The sequence below is a fragment of the Streptomyces anatolicus genome, assembly GCF_019400875.1.
GTDB lineage: Bacteria > Actinomycetota > Actinomycetes > Streptomycetales > Streptomycetaceae > Streptomyces > Streptomyces anatolicus.
In genome coordinates, this window is record NZ_WMBF01000010.1 from 1 (window position 1) to 17,668 (window position 17,668).

Here is a 17,668-nt window from a genome sequence, read left to right on the forward strand (position 1 = left end):
CCACCCACCCGTCCACCCCGCGCTGAGCCCACCCTCTACGCGTGGACAGCAGAGGGCTGATCGGCGGGGGTGATCGGCAGGACGATGGCCGTCGCGGCGATCCCGTCGCGCACGATCCACTGCCCCGAGAACACCTTCAGCTCGACGCCCTCCACCACGGGCCCCTCGACGAGCAGCCGCGCCGTGAACGTCCCGTCCGGATCGAGCCGCACCCGCGCGTCCTCGAAACCGAGCCAGCGCCCGGTGAGCGGGAACCACGTCTTGTAGACGGACTCCTTGGCGCTGAAGAGCAGGCGGTCCCAGGGTGTGCCGGGGTGGCGGACGCCGAGGTCGGCGAGGGCCGCGCGCTCCGACTCGTCGGCGATCATGGTCAGCACGTCCGGGTCGCGCAGCGGCTCGCCCGGCTCCGCGTCGACGCCGAGCGAGGTCACCTCACCGGCGCGGGCCACGACCGCCGCGCGGTACCCGGCGCAGTGCGTCATGCTGCCGACGACGCCGTCCGGCCAGCGTGGCGCGCCCCGCTGACCCGGCAGGATCGGGGCGGGCGGCACGCCGATGAGGTGCAGCGCCGCCCGGGCGCAGTGCCGCACGGTGGTGAACTCGTCGCGCCGCTTGGCCACCGCCTTCGCCACGACCGCCTCCTCCTCGGGGAAGAGCACGGCGTCGGCCGGGTCGCCATAGGTCTCGACGACGGTGACGGGCACGGCGGCCAGCAGGGATGCCAAGGGGCCCGAGGCTTCCGGGACTTGGGGCACGGATATCGAGGGTGACGTCACGAGAGATCACGGTACCCGGCGCACGGCACGCGCGCGTGGACAGTGACCCGCGCCACTCGACGGTGCTCCCGGTCATGGGCCTCTCCTGAGGAGCGCCTACGCTGGCGTGATGCAGGACGAATACCGCACAGTGGCCCGCGAGGGCGTGCACGAGACCGAGATCAACCGCTCGCGCTTCCTGTGCGCCCTGGCACCCGCTGCCACCGAGCGAGAGGCCCAGGACTTCGTCGCACGCGTCCGCAAGAAGCACCCGACCGCCAGCCACAACTGCTTCGCGTACGTCATCGGGGCGGACGCCGCGATCCAGAAGGCCAGTGACGACGGTGAGCCGAGCGGCACCGCGGGCGTCCCCATGCTGCAGATGCTGCTCCGCCGCGACATGCGGTACGTCGCCGCGGTCGTCACCCGGTACTACGGAGGGGTCAAGCTCGGCGCCGGAGGCCTGATCCGTGCCTACGGAGGCGCGGTCGGCGAGACGCTCGACACCCTCGGCACCGTCACCCGCCGCCGCTTCCGCCTCGCCACCGTCACCGTCGACCACCAGCGCGCGGGCAAGCTCCAGAACGATCTGCGTGCCGCGGGCCGCGAGGTGCGTGACGTTCGTTACGGCGACGCGGTCACCCTCGAGATCGGTCTCCCGGACGCCGACGTGGACGCCTTCCGGGGCTGGCTGGCCGACGCCACGGCGGGCAGCGCGGAGTTCGCACTCGGGGGAGAGGCGTACGGGGACGCCTGACACGCGGCGCGCCCCACGGAGCCGGGGCACCGGACGACGGCGGTTGCGGGAGTAGCCGCCCGTGATGTCCGACCCGCCCGTTAGTCTCGGGGATCATGAGGCTGCTGCACACGTCCGACTGGCACCTGGGCCGCTCGTTCCACCGTGTGAACATGCTGGACGCCCAGGCCGCGTTCATCGGTCACCTGGTGACGACCGCGCGCGAGCGCGAGGTCGACGCCGTCCTGGTGGCCGGGGACGTGTACGACAGGGCGGTGCCGCCGCTCGCCGCGGTCGAGCTGTTCGACGACGCGCTGCACCGGCTCGCCGACCTCGGCGTGCCGACGGTGATGATCTCCGGGAACCACGACTCGGCGCGCCGCCTCGGCGTCGGCGCGGGCCTCATCGACCGCGCGGGCATCCATCTGCGCACCGACCCGGCCGCCTGCGCGGAGCCCGTGCTCCTCGCCGACGACCACGGCGACGTGGCGTTCTACGGCCTGCCCTACCTCGAACCCGCCCTGGTCAAGGACGAGTTCGGCGTGACCAAGGCGGGCCACGAGGCGGTCATCGGGGCCGCCATGGACCGGGTGCGGGCCGACCTCGCCACCCGCGCTCGGGGCACCCGCTCCGTCGTCCTCGCCCACGCGTTCGTCAGTGGCGGACAGATCAGTGACAGCGAGCGGGACATCACGGTCGGCGGGGTCGCCGCGGTGCCCGCCGGGGTCTTCGAAGGCGTCGACTACGCGGCGCTCGGTCATCTGCACGGCAGCCAGACGCTCGGCACGCGCGTGCGCTACTCCGGCTCCCCGCTGCCGTACTCCTTCTCCGAAGCCGACCACCGCAAGAGCATGTGGCTCGTCGACCTCGGCCCCGAGGGGCAGATCGAGGCCGAGCGCGTCGACTGCCCGGTGCCGCGCGCGCTCGCCCGTATCCGCGGCACCCTCGACGAACTCCTCGACGACCCCGGCCTCACACGCCACGAGGAGGCCTGGGTCGAGGCCACCCTCACCGACGCGGTGCGCCCCGACGACCCCATGGCCCGCCTCTGCGCGCGCTTCCCGCACACCCTCAGCCTCGTCTTCGACCCGGACCGGGCCCCGGACGACCCGGACGTCTCGTACGCCCAGCGTCTCCAGGGCCGCAGCGACGAGCAGATCGCGGAGGACTTCGTGACCCATGTGCGCGGGGCGGGCCCCGACGGGCACGAGCGGGCCGTGCTGCGGTCCGCCTTCGACGCGGTCCGCGCCGACGACACCCTGCGCGAGGTCGCCCGATGAGGCTCCACCGGCTCCGCGTCACCGCCTTCGGGCCCTTCGGCACCACCCAGGACATCGACTTCGACGAGCTCTCCGCAGCCGGGCTCTTCCTGCTGCACGGCCCGACCGGCGCGGGCAAGACCTCCGTCCTCGACGCCGTCTGCTACGCCCTGTACGGATCGGTGCCGGGCGCCCGCCAGGGCAGCGGGCAGGGCATGACGCTGCGCAGCGACCACGCGCAGCAGGGCACACGCACGGAGGTGTGCCTCGAACTCACCGTCGCCGGGCGCCGTCTGGAGATCACACGCCAGCCACCATGGGCACGCCCCAAGAAGCGGGGCACGGGCACGACCACCGAGAAGGCACAGAGCTGGCTCCGCGAGAGCACTCCGGAGGGTGGCTGGAAGGACCTGAGCCGGTCCCACCAGGAGATCGGCGAGGAGATCGCCCAGCTGCTCGGCATGAGCAAGGAGCAGTTCTGCCAGGTCGTCCTGTTGCCGCAAGGCGACTTCGCGCGCTTCCTGCGCGCGGACGCGGAGGCGCGCGGCAAGCTGCTCGGACGGCTCTTCGACACCCGCAGGTTCGCCGCGGTCGAGCAGCGGCTCGCCGAGCAGCGGCGCACCACCGAGGCCGAGGTCAAGGACGGCGACGCGGCGCTCCTCGCCGACGCGCACCGCATGCAGCAGGCCGCGGCGGACGACGGCCAGGAGGCCGAGCTGCCCCTGCCCGACCTCGCCCCCGGCGACCCGGGCCTCGCCACCGAAGTCCTCGCCTGGGCCGCCGTCGCCCGCACGGCTGCCCGAGAGCGCCTCACCATCGCGGAGTGCGCGCTCACCGCCGCCGAATCCGCGCAGGCCGCCGCGGAGCGCCGGCTCGGTGACGTACGCGAACTGGACCGGCTCCAGGGCCGGTTCGCCGAGGCGCAGGAGCGCGCCGCACGGCTGCACGCGCGCGAGGCCGAGCGACAAGAGTGCGAGCAGCGCCTGGAGCGGGCGCGCAAGGCCGAGACGGTCGCCCCCGCGCTCGGACTGCGCGACACCGCGGAGGCGGAGCACCGCCGGGCCGCGCAGGAGGAGTCACGCGCGCGTGGCCGCCTCCCCGACACCTTCGAGGCCGCCGGGGCGTCCGGCCTCGCCGCCGCCGCGCGCAAGGCCGCCGAGGAGCTGGGCGGGCTTGGGTCCGCCCGGCGTGCCGAGCGGCGGCTCGCCGACATCGCCGCCGAGCGCGCGGCCCTGGACCGCCAGGAGCGCGCCGACGACGAGGTGGCGCACGATGCGGCGGGCTGGCTCGAGGGCTGGGAGGCCACCCGGGCCGCCCTCCAGGAGCGCGTCGAATCCGCCCAGGAAGCCGCCACCCATGCCGAGCGGCTCGCGGGGCGCCTCGAACCGGCGAGGACCCGGCTGGACGCGGCCCGCCGCCGCGACCGCCTCGCCCAGGACGCGGCGGCGGCACAAGGCCGTGCCCTCGCAGCCCGCGAACACGCCACCGGCACGCACGAACACTGGCTCGCCCTAAAAGAGCAGCGCCTCACCGGCATCGCCGCCGAACTCGCCGCGCACCTGACCGACGGCGAACCGTGCGCGGTGTGCGGGGCGACGGAACACCCCGCCCCCACCCGCAAGAGCGCCGGACACGTGGACCGAGGCGCCGAGGAGGAAGCGCTCGCCGCCCACCGGGCCGCCCTGGAGTCCCGCACCGGCGCCGAGCGCGAACTGAGCGACGTACAGGCCTCGCTGGCGGCGGCGACAGCGGCGGCGCGGGGCGGCGAAGCGGGGGCGGACGAGTCCGCGCCCGGGGAGACCGAGCCGACCGTCGATGAACTCGCCGCCGCCGTCGAGGAGCTGCGGCGCGCCCACACCGAAGCGCGCGACCGCGCCTCGGGGCTGCACGCCGCGCGCGAGGCGCTGGCGCGGGCCGAGCGCGAGTACGACCGCAGAGTCACCGGCCAGCAGGAGGCCGCCCGCCGCGCCGCGTCGCGGGCCACCCTGCGCGAAGCCCTCGACCGCGAACAGCACTCCCTGGAAGAGGAGTTGACCCACGCGCGCGGTACCACCGGCAGCGTCGCGGCCCGCGCCGCCCAGCTGGAGCGGCAGGCCGCCCTGCTCACCGAGGCCGCGGACGCCGTGCGCCTCGCCGACGAGACGGCCGAGCGCCTCAAGACGGCGGACGCGCGCCTCGCCGACGCGGCCTTCCGCGCCGGATTCGACACGCCGGCCGCCGCGGCCGACGCCCTCCTCGACGACGCCCGCCACCGCGAACTCCAGCACCGCATCGACGCCTGGCGGAACGAGGAGGCCGCCGTCCGCTCCGTCCTCGCCGAACCGGACACGGCCGCCGCCGCGCGGCAGCCGCCCGCCGACCTGCCCGCCGCGCGGGAGGAGGCCGAGGCGGCCGGGCACCGCCTTCGGGCCGCCGCGTCCGCGCGCGACGCCGCGGCCCGGCGCTGCGCCGAACTCGACAGGCTCTCCGCCCGCACCGCCGCCGCCACGCGCGGACTCGCGCCGCTGCGCGCCGCCCACGACCGGGTGGCGCGGATGGCGGGCCTCGCCGCGGGCACCTCGGCCGACAACGAACGCAGAATGCGCCTGGAGTCGTACGTACTGGCCGCCCGCCTCGAACAGGTGGCCGCCGCCGCGACCGTCCGGCTGCGGCGGATGTCGTCCGGGCGCTACACCCTCGTGCACTCCGACGACCGTATGGGACGCGGCCGTTCGGGGCTCGGTCTGCATGTGGTCGACGCGTGGACCGGCCGCGAGCGGGACACGGCGACCCTCTCGGGCGGCGAGACGTTCTTCGCCTCGCTCGCCCTGGCGCTCGGCCTCGCGGACGTGGTCACGGACGAGGCGGGCGGCGTACGGCTCGACACGCTCTTCATCGACGAGGGGTTCGGCTCCCTCGACGACCAGACCCTGGACGAGGTCCTGGACGTCCTGGACTCCCTGCGCGAGCGGGACCGCAGCGTCGGCATCGTCAGCCACGTCGCCGACCTGCGCCGACGGGTGCACGCGCAGCTGGAGGTGGTGAAGGGGCGCGCCGGTTCGGTCGTGCGCCAGCGGGGCGCGGCGTGAAGCGCGGTCTTCGCGGCGGGACATTCCGAACCCTTTCGGTCCGGGGGCACAACCAAGGGGCCATTTCGGGAGTCATGATCATTTGGGGGCGTCGGCCCCCGTCATGTCTGCCACGGGTATGTCACCCCCGCTAGAACAGGAACACGTATGTCGCGCAAGACGCTGGCCGTCTCCGGTCTGCTCGCCGCCGCCCTCACCGCCACCCTGGCCCCCACCGCGCAGGCGGCCTCGTCGACCATCACGCGCGCCGAGTACGACAAGGTCAAGCTCGGTGCGAGCATCTCCAAGATGCACTCCGTCGCCGGCCGCGGCGCCTGCAAGCTGACGTCGAGCAGCGGCGGCTCGGGCTACTCGAGCAAGGTCTACGAGTGCAAGGGCAACAAGCAGTACAGCTCCGCGATGTTCTCCTTCGGCAACGGCAAGCTCGGCATGAAGTCGCAGGGCGGCCTCGACGGCAAGAAGTCCAACGGCAAGATGACGAAGGCGAAGTACAAGAAGATAACCAAGGGCAAGACCATCGCCCAGATGCACGACATCGCGGGCAAGGGCGTGTGTGTGCGCGTCGCCGACGCCGAGGCCACCGGTGCGAAGTCCGCCAGCTACACGTGCGAGCAGTCCAGCACCTACGGCAGCGCCTCGTTCACCTTCACCAACAACAAGGTGATCAGCCGCGCGCAGTACGGCCTGCGCTGACCTGACGCCGGCCCTCGGTGACGGCAGGCGCCCTCAGCGCCCCAGTGGGCGCCTCGGCAAGGGCGAGGAGTAGACGACGCTTGTCGTCACCGACCCCAGCGCGCCGATCCGGCCGGAGACCTCCTCGAGGTGGTTCATCGACCGCGCGGCGACCTTGATGACGAAACAGTCGTCGCCCGTGACGTGATGCGCCTCGAGGATCTCCGGCGTCGCCTCCACCAGGTCGTGGAACGGCTTGTAGTTGCCGGTCGGATAGCGCAGCCGTACGAACGCGAGAATGGGCAGGCCCAGCCGCTCCGGGTCGACCACGGCCGCGTAGCCCTGGATGACGCCCGCCTCCTCCAGGCGCCGCACGCGCTCGGTGACGGCGCTCGCGGACATCGAGACGGCGCGCGCCAATTCGGCGTAGCTGGCGCGGCCCTCACGCTGGAGGACGTCGAGGATGCGCCAGTCGGTGGCGTCCGTGGAATAACCGGTCATCCCCGAGAGGTAACAGGGAAATCCTCGGCTGATCAAGAGGGATGCCGGGGATCGTCGCTTCAGACCTGCCGCCCGCAGCCGTAGATTTTCTGCCATGAACAACACGAACGTGCAGCTCAGCGCCGCTTCCCCCGTCGCCTCCGCCTCGGTCGCCAACGCCGTGAATTCGGTTCTGCGCATCCCGTCGGCCTCCCCGGCCGCGGCCGCCGCGTACTTCGGTGCGAGCCTCGCCTTCCACGCCGACGTCTCGGACGTGGCGTCCGCGCTGGCCGCCGACGGCGACCCCGGCTTCGTCGTGATCGACACCCGCTCCACCGCGTCCTGGGACCAAGGGCACATTCCGGGCGCGATCCACCTGCCCGCCGCGCTCATCCCGGAGCAGGCCGAGGCACTGCTCGACAAGTCGGTGCCGGTGGTGACGTACTGCTGGGGCCCCGGCTGCAACGGCGCGACCCGTGCGGCCCTCGCCCTCGCCCGGCTGGGCTTCCAGGTCAAGGAGATGCTGGGCGGCTTCGAGTACTGGGCGCGGGAGGGCTTCGCGTTCGAGACCTGGGAGGGCAAGGAGCAGCGCGCCCCGGACGCGCTCACGGCTCCCGTCGACGCGGACGACTGCGGCTGCTGAGGCCGGGGCGCGGGCGCCTTGGTGAGCGGCCTGTTTCGCAGGCACGGGCGCCCTGGTGAGCGGCCTGCTCCACAGGGCACGGGCGCCCTGGTGAGCCCCGCTCCGCGAAAACCCCGTGCGCGTCACGGCCCCAGCGCCCATCATGAACTGCCATGCCGCACCTGCCTTCCCCCTCGCCCGCCGAACTCCGCCGCGACCCGCTTCCGTTGCGCGGCCGTACCGCTCTCGTCACCGGCGCCAGTCGGCGCGGCGGCATCGGGTACGCGGTGGCGCGCCGGCTGGCCGCCCAGGGAGCCGGCGTGTATCTGCACCACCACGTCCCCCACGACGCCGCCATGCCCTGGGGCGCCGACCGGCCGGAGGACGTCGTCGAAGGAGTGCGCCAGGCGCTCGGCGACCCGGACGCGACGGTCTGCGCGGGACCCGGTGATCTTTCGGAACCCTCCGCTCCGGCCGAACTGATCGGCGCGGCGGCCGACGCGCTCGGCGGACGGATCGACATCCTCGTCGCCAACCACGCGCTGAGCGGCAGCGACGGTCCTCTCGACGCCGTGGACGCGGCCATGCTCGACGCGCACTGGGCGGTCGACACCCGCTCCGTGATCCTCCTCGTCCAGGCGTACGCACGGCTGCGCGCCCGGACGGCGCCCCGGGCTCCCGGCGGGCGCGTCGTGATGATGACCTCGGGGCAGGACATCGCGGGCGGCATGCCGGAGGAGATCGCGTACGGCCTCCAGAAGGGCGCGCTCGCCTCGGTGACCCGCTCGCTCGCGACCGGCCTCGCCGACCTCGCCACCACCGTGAACTGCGTCAACCCGGGCCCCGTGGACACGGATTACCTCACCGGCGAGGCATACGCGCGAGTCGAGGCCCGGTTCCCGGCGGGCCGCTGGGGGATGCCCGACGACCCGGCCCGGCTCATCGCCTGGCTCGCCACCGACGAGGCGGCCTGGATCACCGGCCAGGTCATCGACTCCGAGGGCGGCTTCCGCCGCTGACGAGCGGCGGGGCGGGCACCCGGAGGCGTCCGGCCCCGCCGCCCCTCCCGTCACAGCTTGGACAACTCGTCCACCAGGTCGTCCAGGCCCAGCGAGCCCTGCGAGAGCGCCGCCATGTGCCACGCCTTGGCGTCGAACGCGTCCCCGTGGCGACGGCGCGCGTTCTCGCGGCCCAGCAGCCAGGCCCGCTCGCCCAGCTTGTAGCCGATCGCCTGGCCGGGGATCGTGAGGTAGCGGGTCAGCTCGCTCGCCACGTACTCCGTCGGACGGCTGCAGTGCGCGTCGAAGAACTCCTGCGCCAGGTCCGGCGTCCAGCGCTCGCCCGGGTGGAAGGGCGAGTCGGCCGGGATCTCCAGCTCCAGATGCATGCCGATGTCGACGATGACCCGCAGCGCGCGCATCATCTGGGCGTCCAGATAGCCGAGCCTGCGCTCCGCGTCCGTGAGGAAGCCCAGCTCGTCCATGAGCCGCTCCGCGTAGAGCGCCCAGCCCTCCGCGTTGGCGCTGACGATGCCGACGGTCGCCTGGTAGCGGGAGAGGTCCTGCGCGACGTGCGCCCACTGGGCCAGCTGGAGGTGGTGGCCGGGCACGCCCTCGTGGTACCAGGTGGAGACCAGGTCGTAGACGGGGAAGCGGGTCTCACCCATGGTCGGCAGCCACGTGCGGCCGGGGCGGGAGAAGTCCTCGGACGGGCCCGTGTAGTAGGGGGCCGCGGCGCCGCCGGGCGGGGCGATGTGCGACTCCACCTTCCGTACCCGCTCGGCGAGTTCGAAGTGGGTGCCGTCCAGCGCCTCGATCGCCTCGTCCATCAGCTCCTGCAGCCAGACCCGCACCTCCTCCACGCCCTCGATGTGCGTCCCGTGCTCGTCGAGGTGGGCGAGCGCCACCCACGGCGTGGCCGCCCCGGGCAGGATCTTCTCCGCCTCGGCCCGCATCTCCGCGAGCAGCCGGTGGAACTCCGACCAGCCGTACGCGTACGCCTCGTCGAGATCCAGGTCGGTGCCGTTGAAGTAACGGGACAGCAGGGCGTAGCGCTCCCGGCCCACGGTGTCGGGGGAGCCCTCGATCGCGGGCGCGTACACGTCCCGCATCCAGTCCCGCAGCGCCACGACGGAGGCGGTGGCCGCGCGCGCCGCGGCGTCCAGGTCGGCGCGGAGCGCGTCCGGGCCAGCGGCGGCGAACTCCTCGAACCAGCCGCGGCCGCCCGCGCCGGGCTCCTCGCCCGCCCACTCGGTGAGCTGTCCGATGAACGTGGCGGTGGGGCGCGGCGCCGCGAACAGCTTGCGTTCGAGACCCAGTTCGAGGGAGGCGCGGTAGCCCTCGAACGCGGTCGGCACGGCCCGCAGCCGTTCGGTGATCGCCGCCCAGTCCTCCTCGGTCTCCGTCGGCGTCACGGTGAAGATCTCGCGCACCTCGTGCGGGACCGTGTGCAGATTGCCGACCCAGCGCAGCTTCTCCCCCGTGTCGTGCACGGCGAGTTCGGCGGTGAGCCGCTCCCGCAGCAGCCGCCCGCAGCGGCGCTCGATCTCCCTGTCGGCGCCCGGCCGGGCCTCCGCCTCGTCGAGCCGGACCAGGGTCGTCCGCGCCAGCCGGGCCAGGGCGTCCTGGCCCGCGGGTGAGGTGTCGGGGAGCTTGCCGTGGCTCTCCTTCACCCCGAGATAGGTGCCGATGACGGGGTCGAGGGCGATGAGTTCGTCGACGTAGGTGTCGGCGACCTCGCGGGGCAGGGGTCCGGTGTTCGGATGCGGGTTCATCGTGGCTGACATGCGGACATCCTCGTACGTGGAGAGGGCGCGCGTCACCAGGAATCGGCGGCGGTTTCGCGTGCCCCGTCGGCGCCGGCCTCGGGCGGCAGCAGCGGACCGCACTCCCACTGCTGGAAGATCAACCTCGTCTCCACGCGCGCCACTTCGCGCCGGGCCGTGAACTCGTCGAGGACGAGCCGCTGCAGATCCGCGGGACCGGCCACCGCCACATGCACCAGGAAGTCGTCGGGGCCCGTGAGATGGAACAGGGACAAGGACGCGGGCAGCGCCCGGATCCGCTCCACGAACGGCCCCACTAGATCCCGGCGGTGCGGCCGTACCTGTACCGAGAGCAGGGCCTCAAGGCCGCGCCCGAGCTTCGCCGGGTCGAGCCGCAGCTGGTGTCCGAGAATCACCCCCGAGCGCCGCAGCCGCGTCACCCGGTCAAGGCAGGTGGAGGGAGCGACGCCGACCTGCGCCGCGAGGTCGCGATAGGTGGTCCGGGCGTCGTTCTGCAGCAGGCGCAGAATGTGCAGGTCCACCGGGTCCAGTGCGACTGAGTCGGTCATTGGGCGAACGTAACACGGCATTCGGCGCTCGTACCCCGGCCGATGTTCAGCCTGTGGGGCATGGACGCGAACACGGACACAGCCATGCACGAGGTGCCGCCCGACGGAGCACGAGGGGCGGATGAGACAGGGGCGTACGCGGTCACCGTGCCGCGCGCCCTGGCCACCGAGGCCGTGCACGCCGGCCGGGACGATCTGGCCGGTCTCGGCCTGCACGCCCCGCCGATCGACCTCTCCACGACGTACCCCTCCCACGACAGCCGCGCCGAGGCCGCCCGCATCGACGCCTTCGCCGCCGACGGGACCCTCGACGACGGACCGCCCGTCTACGCCAGGCTCGGCAACCCCACCGTCGCCCGCTTCGAGACCGCCCTCGCCCGCCTCGAAGGCACCGAGAGCGCGGTCGCGTTCGCGAGCGGCATGGCGGCCCTGACCGCGGTGCTTCTCGTACGTGGCGCAGCGGGCCTGCGCCATGTCGTGGCCGTGCGCCCGCTGTACGGCTGCAGCGACCACCTGCTCAACGCGGGCCTGCTCGGCACCGAGGTGACGTGGACGTACCCGGCCGGTATCGCGGACGCCATCCGCCCCGACACCGGTCTGGTGATGGTCGAGTCACCGGCCAACCCCACCCTCGCCGAACTCGACCTGGCCGCCGTGGCCCACTCCTGCGGCGAGGTGCCGCTGCTCGCCGACAACACCTTCGCGACGCCCGTACTCCAGCGGCCCGCGGCGAGCGGGGCACGCCTGGTGCTGCACAGCGCCACGAAGTACCTGGGCGGTCACGGCGACGTGCTCGGGGGAGTGGTCGCGTGCGACGAGGAGTTCGCGAGGCAGCTGCGGCAGGTGCGGTTCGCCACCGGCGGGGTGCTGCATCCGCTCGCCGGGTATCTGCTGCTGCGCGGCCTCGCCACGCTGCCCGTCCGGGTGCGGGCGGCGTCGGTGAACGCGGCGGAGCTGGCGCGGCGCCTCGCCGACGACCCGCGCGTGACCCGCGTCCACTACCCGCGGATCGGCGGCGCCATGGTCGCCTTCGAGGTGCTCGGCGACCCGCACGAGGTGATCGCCGGGGTGCGGCTGATCACCCCGGCGGTCAGCCTCGGCAGCGTCGACTCGCTCATCCAGCACCCGGCGTCCATCAGTCACCGCGTGGTGGACGCGGCGGACCGGCACTCCTCCGGAGTGAGCGACCGGCTGCTGCGCATGTCGTGCGGCTTGGAGGACGTGGAGGACCTGTGGCGCGACCTGGACCGCGCGCTCGGCCCGGTCAGCGGGCCGCCCGCTGATGCCGCTCCGCACGGTCGGCCGGCTCACGGCCTTCCTGCGTACGACCGTCCTGCCTACGGCCGTCCTGCCCAGGGCGAACCTGGTCGTCCCGCCCACGGTCGTCCCGCTCACGGTCATACGGCGATGGCGAACTGACGGCCGCCGCGTCGAGGCGGGCCGTGATCACCAGCGTGCCCTCCTCGATCTGGTAGTCCAGCGGCAGACCGAGCCCACGCATCGCGGCGACCATGCCCGTGTTGGAAGCCTGCGTCACCGCGTACACGCTCCCGCAGCCCGCCTCGACCGCCATCGCCACGAGCCGGCCGAGCAGTTGGCCGCCGATGCCGCGCCGCTGCCAGGCGTCCTCGACGAGCAGCGCGATCTCGGTCTCGTCGCCGTCCCAGAGCAGATGGCCGATGCCGACGATCCGGCCGGAGGCGGTCCGCACCGCGAGGGTGCGGCCGAACCGCGGGCTGAGCAGGTGGTTGAGGTAACGGTCGGCGTCCCGCACCGGGCCGTGGTAGCGCATGTCGAGTGTGCGCCGCGAGCAGCGGTCGTGCATGGCCTTGGCGGCCTCGACGTCGGAGGTGTCGGCCCGGCGCAGGGTGATGGAGTTGCCCTCCGGCAGCGTCAGTACGTCCTGGCTGCGCGGGACGCGCGGGCCGAGCCGGGTGTCGAGTTCCACCAGCGCACGCGCGCGGGCGAACTCCGTGGGCGTGAACGGCAGGTACGGCCGCTCCACGCTGATCACCTCGCCCTCGGGGCCCTTGAGGTGCAGCACGGTTCCTTCGAGTACGCCGTCGACCGGGACGGTCCGACCGGGCGCCGCCTCGTCCGGGCGCCCCACCGCCCGCGCCCCGGCGGGCAGCGACCGGATGGTGCAGCGGCCGAGCAGCTGGCGCAGCGCGAGCGGCAGCTCGGCCGCGTCGAGGGCGGTGCGGGTGGCGAGGCCCAGGATGCGGGTGGGGGCGTCCACCAGGTCGTGGGCGTCGGCGCGTTCGATCCACGTTCCGGTGCCGCCCGCCCGGGAGACCGACCGGGTGATCTCGGCGGCGGACAGCGCTTCGGGGGTGCGCAGCAGGAACTCGTCGACCGTGCCCTCGGCGAGCGGATGCGCCTGGAGGCTCAGGATGTCGACCCGCTGGTCGGCGAGGGCCACGCACAGCGCGGCCAGCGAACCCGGCTCGTCTCGTACGGTCGTACGCATCCGCCACAGCGTCGTCGCTCCGGTCGTCGCTCCGGTCGTCGCCCCGGAGTTCGCCCCGGACGGGCCGGCGGAGTGCTCGTCGGCGGACGGGGAAGCGGTGGGCCCGGCCTGCTCCGCGACGGCGGGCGGCCGGGCGCCGGTATCGTGCGCGCTCGGCGGGGCATGGCCGTGGCGCCGTGCCCACCAGAGGTGGAACCCGGCCGTGGCGAGCAGCACCACGGCCGAGATCGCGAGCAGGGCGGGCCCGTCGGGGCCGTGGCCGATCATGTTCGCCACGGCGTCCGCCACCGCGACGGCGGTGAACAGGGCGGCAAGCTCGACCACATCGCGCCGCCAGTGGTGAACGGGGCGGCCGTGCTTGGTCCGTGTCACGTCAGGCATCTCAGCTCTCATACGGACACTGTGCGGGACCGGTGTTGCGTGATCACGAACGCCTTGTGACTGATGGGTTAAGAGGCCATCTGTCCGATTCGCTCTGTTTCGCGCCCGCTCCTGCCCCACCCGGCTGGGCCTCCGTCGCCACCCTGCCCGGCTACTGCCCCACCCGGCCCGGCCGCAGGACCTGCGTGAACAGGACGCCGCCGCCCTCCTGCCGCAGCCGCACGGTGAGGTCGCCGCTGCCCCCGTCGATGTCGACCTCGCCGAAGTACTGCGGGGTCTCGGCCGGGGAGGTGTTCGCGCGGGCCGGGGCCTTGATGAACTTCTGCTCGGGGCCGAAGGTGGCGTCGAGCTTCGTCGCCGGGAAGCCGCCGGCGGCGAGCGGTCCCGAGACGAACTCCCAGAACGGCGCGAAGTCCTTGAACGCCGCCCGCGAGGGGTCGTAGTGCTGCGCCGAGGTGTAGTGCACGTCGGCCGTCAGCCACAGCGTGCCGGTGATCCTCCGGTGCTTGATGTGCCGCAGGAGGTCGGCGATCTGCAGCTCGCGGCCGAGCGGGGCGCCGGGGTCGCCCTGCGCCACGGCCTCGAAGTTCACCCTGCCGTCGGGCACGACGAGACCCAGCGGCATGTCCGAGGCGATCACCTTCCACACCGCCCGCGAACGCGACAGCTCACGCTTCAGCCACGCCAGCTGACGGGCGCCGAGGATGCCGGTGGCGTCCTCGGCCTGTCTATTCGGGGAGTTGGCGTTCCGATACGTGCGCATGTCCAGGACGAACACGTCCAGGAGCGGCCCGTGCCGCAGCACCCGGTAGACCCGTCCGTCCTCGTCGCCCGGCCGCAGCGTGGAGAGGGGGTAGTACTCGCTGAACGCCCGCAAGGAGCGCCCCGCGAGCACGTCGACGTTCTTCTCCGTGTAGCGGGCGTCGTCCAGGATCTGCCCCGGGTACCAGTTGTTGCGCACCTCGTGGTCGTCCCACTGAACGAGGGACGGCACCTGGGCGTTGAACCGCCGTACGTTCTCGTCGAGCAGGTTGTAGCGGAACGCGCCGCGGAACTCCGCCAGTGACTCGGCGACCTTGGACTTCTCCTCCGTCGTGATGTTCCGCCACACCGAGCCGTCGGGCAGAGTGACGCTCGGCAGGATCGGCCCGTCGGCGTAGATGTTGTCACCGCTGCACAGGAAGAAGTCGGGGTCACGGCGGCGCATCTCCTCGAAGACGCGGAAGCCGCCGCGGTCCGGGTTGATGCCCCAGCCCTGGCCCGCGATATCCCCCGACCAGAGGAAGCGCACCCCTTCTTTGCGGCTTTTCGGTGTCGTACGGAACGTGCCGGTGACCGGCTCGCCGGTGCGCCGGGGGTCGTCGGGGTCGGCGAGCACCACCCGGTAGTGGATCTGCTCGCCCGCGGGCAGCCCGCGCAGCCTCGTCGTCCCCGTGAAGTCCGTGCCGGGGCCGAGCAGCGGCCCGCGCCAACGCCGCGCATTCCGGAACGACTCCGTCGCCGACGTCTCCACGATCATCCGGGCGGGCCGGTCGGACCGCGTCCAGACGAGCCCCGCGTGCGCGCTCACGTCCCCCGCCTGTACGCCCCACCCGGCCTTCGGGCGTCCGGACAGGGCGAACGAGGGCGCCGCCCCGGCCACGGCGGGCACGGCGAGCGCCGCCGGCAGGGCGAGCGATCCGCGCAGCACGCTGCGGCGGCGGGGGGCGGGGCTCGGCTGACGTGGTGACATGAATGCGCCTCCAGTTGACGTGTGCGACCAGTGTGCGGGTGCCTGACCAGGGACGCGCCACAGCGACCACGCGAACCACAAGTGAACAACTCCCCGCCTGCGCGGGGGAACCGGCGCGCGCGGACCACCTGGACCTCCGCCGAAGGTCGCAGGTCCGCCGACGGATGCCCCGGGGCCGTACGTACCAGGCCGGACGACCGATGGTCACAAGATCACCGGTTGCCTAAGCTCGGGCCACGGCACGCAACCGGGCGCGCCGCACCGAAGGGGGACTCCCATGCCTGTCAACGGCCAGAGCCACATCCGTATCGCACGCCCCTCCCGCGACCTCGCCGCGGCGGAGCGCTTCTGGATCGACGGACTCGGACTGAAGGTGGTGTACCGGGCCGAGGGCGGCGACGCTCCCGGGGAGCACGACCTGCTCATGGCGGGGTGGCCGGACGCCTCCTGGCACCTCGAACTCGTCCACGAGGCCGCCGCCCCCGTCCAGCCGCGCCCCACCGAGGAGGACCTGCTCGTCGTCTACGTGGACGGCGAGGTCCCCGAGGAACTCGTCACGCGCCTTGAGGAACACGGCGGCAAGCGGGTCCAGTCGCCCAACCCCTACTGGAACGAGTGGGGCGTCACGGTCGAGGACCCCGACGGCTACCGTCTGGTGCTCTGCACGCGCGCGTGGTCCAACGCCTGAACCTCCGGCGCCCCTTGGACGGCCTCGGCGAGCAGCCGGACCCCCTCGGTGATCCGGGCGGGCGTCAGATGGGCGTACCCGAGGACGAGGCTCACGCCCGCTCCGGCCGGTGTCCCGTAGTCGCTCAGCGGCCGGAGCGCGACCCCGGCCGCGGCGGCCCGCTCCAGGAAGACGTCCTGCGGCCCCCAGCGGGCGGGCAGCCGGGCGATGACGTGCAGGCCCGCCGCGATCCCGGTCACGCGCACACCCGGCAGACACGCGCGCAGCGCCGAGACCAGGGCGTCCCTGCGGTCCCGGTAGGCGCGCTGGCAGCGGCGCAACTGCCGGTCGTAGTCGCCCCGTTCCACGAACCGGGCAAGCAGCGCCTGGTCAAGGGCCGGATTGCCCAGGTCCATCACGCGCTTGTGCTCGACGACCTCCTCGGCGAGGCCGTCCGGCACCAGCAGCCACCCCAGACGCAGCCCCGGGGCGAGCGACTTGCTCACCGACCCGGTGTAGGCCACGTGTTCGGGGTCGAGCCCCTGCAACGCGCCCACAGGGGCACGGTCGTAACGGAAGTCCCCGTCGTAGTCGTCCTCGATGACGAGGCCGTCCACCGACCGCGCCCAGTCCAGGAGTTCGGTGCGCCGCCTGGCGGAGTAGCCGATCCCCGAGGGGAACTGGTGGGCGGGCGTGGTGACGACCGCGCGTACGTCCCGTTCCCGCAGCACCCCCGTGACCACGCCCTCGTCGTCCACCGGTATGCCCACCGGGGTGATCCCCGCGGCGGCGAGCAGCGTCTCGTGCTCGGGGCTGCCGGGGGACTCGACGCCGGCCGCCGTCGCCCCACGCGCGCGCAGCGCCAGCGCCAGCAGCGTCATCGCCTGTGCCACTCCGGAGCAGACGAGCACGCGCTCGGGATCCGCGACCACACCCCGGCGCCGCACCAGCAGCTCCGCGAGGACGGTACGCAGGTGGGGCAGCCCGCGCGGGTCGGGGTAGCCCAGCGTGTGGTGCGGCAGCTCGGCGAGGACCTGGCGGTGGGCGGCGGCCCAGGCCGCGCGCGGGAAGAGCGAGAGGTCGGGGAGACCGGGAAGGAAGTCCACGCGCGCGTGCCCGGGGCGGGGCGCGCGATCGCGCACCGGGGGCGCCGCGGCCCGCGCCGCCTCGCCCACCCAGGTCCCCGAGCCCCGGTCGCTGCGCAGATAACCCTCGGCCGTCAGCTGTTCGTACGCCTCGGTGACAAGGCCGCGCGAGACACCGAGGTCGGCGGCGAGGGCACGGCTGGAGGGCAGCCGTGTGCCGGCTGCGAGCCGGCCCGATCGGACGGCCTCCCGCAGCGCGGAGCGCAGGCCGCGCCCCCGGCTGCGGGCGGGGGCGGCGGCGGCCGGCAGCAGGAGTTCCCAGGCGGCGGTCGCCTGCAGGCCTTGTGACGTCAGAGCGATGCACCTCTTCGAAGTGGTCCCGGACCGTGAGTGGTTCCGGACAGGAAG

General features: G+C 73.5%; 14 protein-coding genes and 1 pseudogene. 8 read left to right on the forward strand and 7 right to left on the reverse strand.

Features of this window, described 5'->3' with window-relative positions; translation table 11 throughout:
* Positions 1-35 precede the first annotated feature (35 nt).
* Positions 36-725, reverse strand: a complete 690-nt coding sequence (locus GKQ77_RS02570; protein WP_219686928.1) for a 4'-phosphopantetheinyl transferase family protein — start codon at positions 723-725, stop codon at positions 36-38.
* A 160-nt stretch (positions 726-885) separates the two neighbouring features.
* Here GKQ77_RS02570 and GKQ77_RS02575 point away from each other — a divergent pair, with 160 nt between their 5' ends.
* The 4 genes from GKQ77_RS02575 to GKQ77_RS02590 all read left to right on the forward strand — a co-directional run bounded on the left by GKQ77_RS02575 (position 886) and on the right by GKQ77_RS02590 (position 6,511).
* Positions 886-1,512: a YigZ family protein gene (locus GKQ77_RS02575; protein ID WP_219686929.1), complete on the forward strand. Its 627-nt coding sequence runs from the start codon at positions 886-888 to the stop codon at positions 1,510-1,512.
* Positions 1,513-1,607: 95 nt separating this feature from the next.
* Complete coding sequence (locus GKQ77_RS02580) at positions 1,608-2,771, forward strand: exonuclease SbcCD subunit D (RefSeq protein WP_219686930.1); 1,164 nt, start codon at positions 1,608-1,610, stop codon at positions 2,769-2,771.
* Positions 2,768-5,818, forward strand: a complete 3,051-nt coding sequence (locus GKQ77_RS02585; protein ID WP_219686931.1) for an AAA family ATPase — start codon at positions 2,768-2,770, stop codon at positions 5,816-5,818. Before GKQ77_RS02580 ends, GKQ77_RS02585 begins: the two co-directional genes overlap by 4 nt.
* 147 nt (positions 5,819-5,965) lie before the next feature.
* The gene (locus GKQ77_RS02590; RefSeq protein ID WP_219686932.1) at positions 5,966-6,511 is read left to right on the forward strand and encodes a hypothetical protein; all 546 of its coding nucleotides are present in this window, start codon (positions 5,966-5,968) and stop codon (positions 6,509-6,511) included.
* A gap of 33 nt (positions 6,512-6,544) precedes the next feature.
* On the opposite strand, the gene GKQ77_RS02595 is transcribed toward GKQ77_RS02590, so the two are convergent.
* A complete protein-coding gene (locus tag GKQ77_RS02595; RefSeq protein WP_125510884.1) occupies positions 6,545-6,991 on the reverse strand; it encodes an Lrp/AsnC family transcriptional regulator in 447 nt (148 codons plus the stop codon).
* A 94-nt stretch (positions 6,992-7,085) separates the two neighbouring features.
* Between GKQ77_RS02595 and GKQ77_RS02600 the strand changes: the two genes are divergently transcribed.
* Complete coding sequence (locus GKQ77_RS02600) at positions 7,086-7,613, forward strand: rhodanese-like domain-containing protein (RefSeq protein WP_219686933.1); 528 nt, start codon at positions 7,086-7,088, stop codon at positions 7,611-7,613.
* 152 nt (positions 7,614-7,765) lie between these two features.
* Entirely contained in the window at positions 7,766-8,611 is an 846-nt protein-coding gene (locus tag GKQ77_RS02605) for an SDR family oxidoreductase (RefSeq protein ID WP_219686934.1), read from the forward strand.
* A 50-nt stretch (positions 8,612-8,661) separates the two neighbouring features.
* Here the strand turns inward: GKQ77_RS02605 and GKQ77_RS02610 are convergent, their stop codons facing one another.
* Positions 8,662-10,377 (reverse strand): DUF885 domain-containing protein, encoded by a 1,716-nt coding sequence (locus GKQ77_RS02610; RefSeq protein WP_258020739.1) that lies wholly within the window; start codon positions 10,375-10,377, stop codon positions 8,662-8,664.
* Positions 10,378-10,409: 32 nt separating this feature from the next.
* Positions 10,410-10,925 (reverse strand): Lrp/AsnC family transcriptional regulator, encoded by a 516-nt coding sequence (locus GKQ77_RS02615; protein WP_219686935.1) that lies wholly within the window; start codon positions 10,923-10,925, stop codon positions 10,410-10,412.
* A gap of 84 nt (positions 10,926-11,009) precedes the next feature.
* On the opposite strand from GKQ77_RS02615, the gene GKQ77_RS33160 reads away from it, so the two are divergent.
* Positions 11,010-12,344 (forward strand): trans-sulfuration enzyme family protein, encoded by a 1,335-nt coding sequence (locus tag GKQ77_RS33160; protein ID WP_258020743.1) that lies wholly within the window; start codon positions 11,010-11,012, stop codon positions 12,342-12,344.
* Here GKQ77_RS33160 and GKQ77_RS02620 read toward each other — a convergent pair.
* Positions 12,334-13,776, reverse strand: a pseudogene (locus tag GKQ77_RS02620) (GNAT family N-acetyltransferase); the annotation flags it as partial. The gene GKQ77_RS33160 and the pseudogene GKQ77_RS02620 sit on opposite strands and share 11 nt — an antisense overlap.
* 151 nt (positions 13,777-13,927) lie before the next feature.
* A complete protein-coding gene (locus GKQ77_RS02625) occupies positions 13,928-15,508 on the reverse strand; it encodes an alkaline phosphatase D family protein (RefSeq protein ID WP_219686937.1) in 1,581 nt (526 codons plus the stop codon).
* A gap of 277 nt (positions 15,509-15,785) precedes the next feature.
* Here GKQ77_RS02625 and GKQ77_RS02630 point away from each other — a divergent pair, with 277 nt between their 5' ends.
* Positions 15,786-16,196 (forward strand): VOC family protein, encoded by a 411-nt coding sequence (locus GKQ77_RS02630; RefSeq protein ID WP_219686938.1) that lies wholly within the window; start codon positions 15,786-15,788, stop codon positions 16,194-16,196.
* Here the strand turns inward: GKQ77_RS02630 and pdxR are convergent.
* Positions 16,154-17,620 carry a MocR-like pyridoxine biosynthesis transcription factor PdxR gene (gene pdxR, locus GKQ77_RS02635; protein ID WP_219686960.1) on the reverse strand — a complete coding sequence of 489 codons (1,467 nt, stop codon included), beginning with the start codon at positions 17,618-17,620 and terminating at the stop codon, positions 16,154-16,156. The two genes, GKQ77_RS02630 and pdxR, sit on opposite strands and share 43 nt — an antisense overlap.
* Positions 17,621-17,668: the final 48 nt, after the last annotated feature.

Coding starts and splice junctions, on each gene's coding strand:
- GKQ77_RS02575 (WP_219686929.1), top strand. CDS start 886: ATGCAGGACGAATACCGCACAGTGGCCCGCGAGGGCGTGCACGAGACC.
- GKQ77_RS02580 (WP_219686930.1), top strand. CDS start 1,608: ATGAGGCTGCTGCACACGTCCGACTGGCACCTGGGCCGCTCGTTCCAC.
- GKQ77_RS02585 (WP_219686931.1), top strand. CDS start 2,768: ATGAGGCTCCACCGGCTCCGCGTCACCGCCTTCGGGCCCTTCGGCACC.
- GKQ77_RS02590 (WP_219686932.1), top strand. CDS start 5,966: ATGTCGCGCAAGACGCTGGCCGTCTCCGGTCTGCTCGCCGCCGCCCTC.
- GKQ77_RS02595 (WP_125510884.1), bottom strand. CDS start 6,991: ATGACCGGTTATTCCACGGACGCCACCGACTGGCGCATCCTCGACGTC.
- GKQ77_RS02600 (WP_219686933.1), top strand. CDS start 7,086: ATGAACAACACGAACGTGCAGCTCAGCGCCGCTTCCCCCGTCGCCTCC.
- GKQ77_RS02605 (WP_219686934.1), top strand. CDS start 7,766: ATGCCGCACCTGCCTTCCCCCTCGCCCGCCGAACTCCGCCGCGACCCG.
- GKQ77_RS02610 (WP_258020739.1), bottom strand. CDS start 10,377: ATGTCAGCCACGATGAACCCGCATCCGAACACCGGACCCCTGCCCCGC.
- GKQ77_RS02615 (WP_219686935.1), bottom strand. CDS start 10,925: ATGACCGACTCAGTCGCACTGGACCCGGTGGACCTGCACATTCTGCGC.
- GKQ77_RS33160 (WP_258020743.1), top strand. CDS start 11,010: ATGCACGAGGTGCCGCCCGACGGAGCACGAGGGGCGGATGAGACAGGG.
- GKQ77_RS02625 (WP_219686937.1), bottom strand. CDS start 15,508: ATGTCACCACGTCAGCCGAGCCCCGCCCCCCGCCGCCGCAGCGTGCTG.
- GKQ77_RS02630 (WP_219686938.1), top strand. CDS start 15,786: ATGCCTGTCAACGGCCAGAGCCACATCCGTATCGCACGCCCCTCCCGC.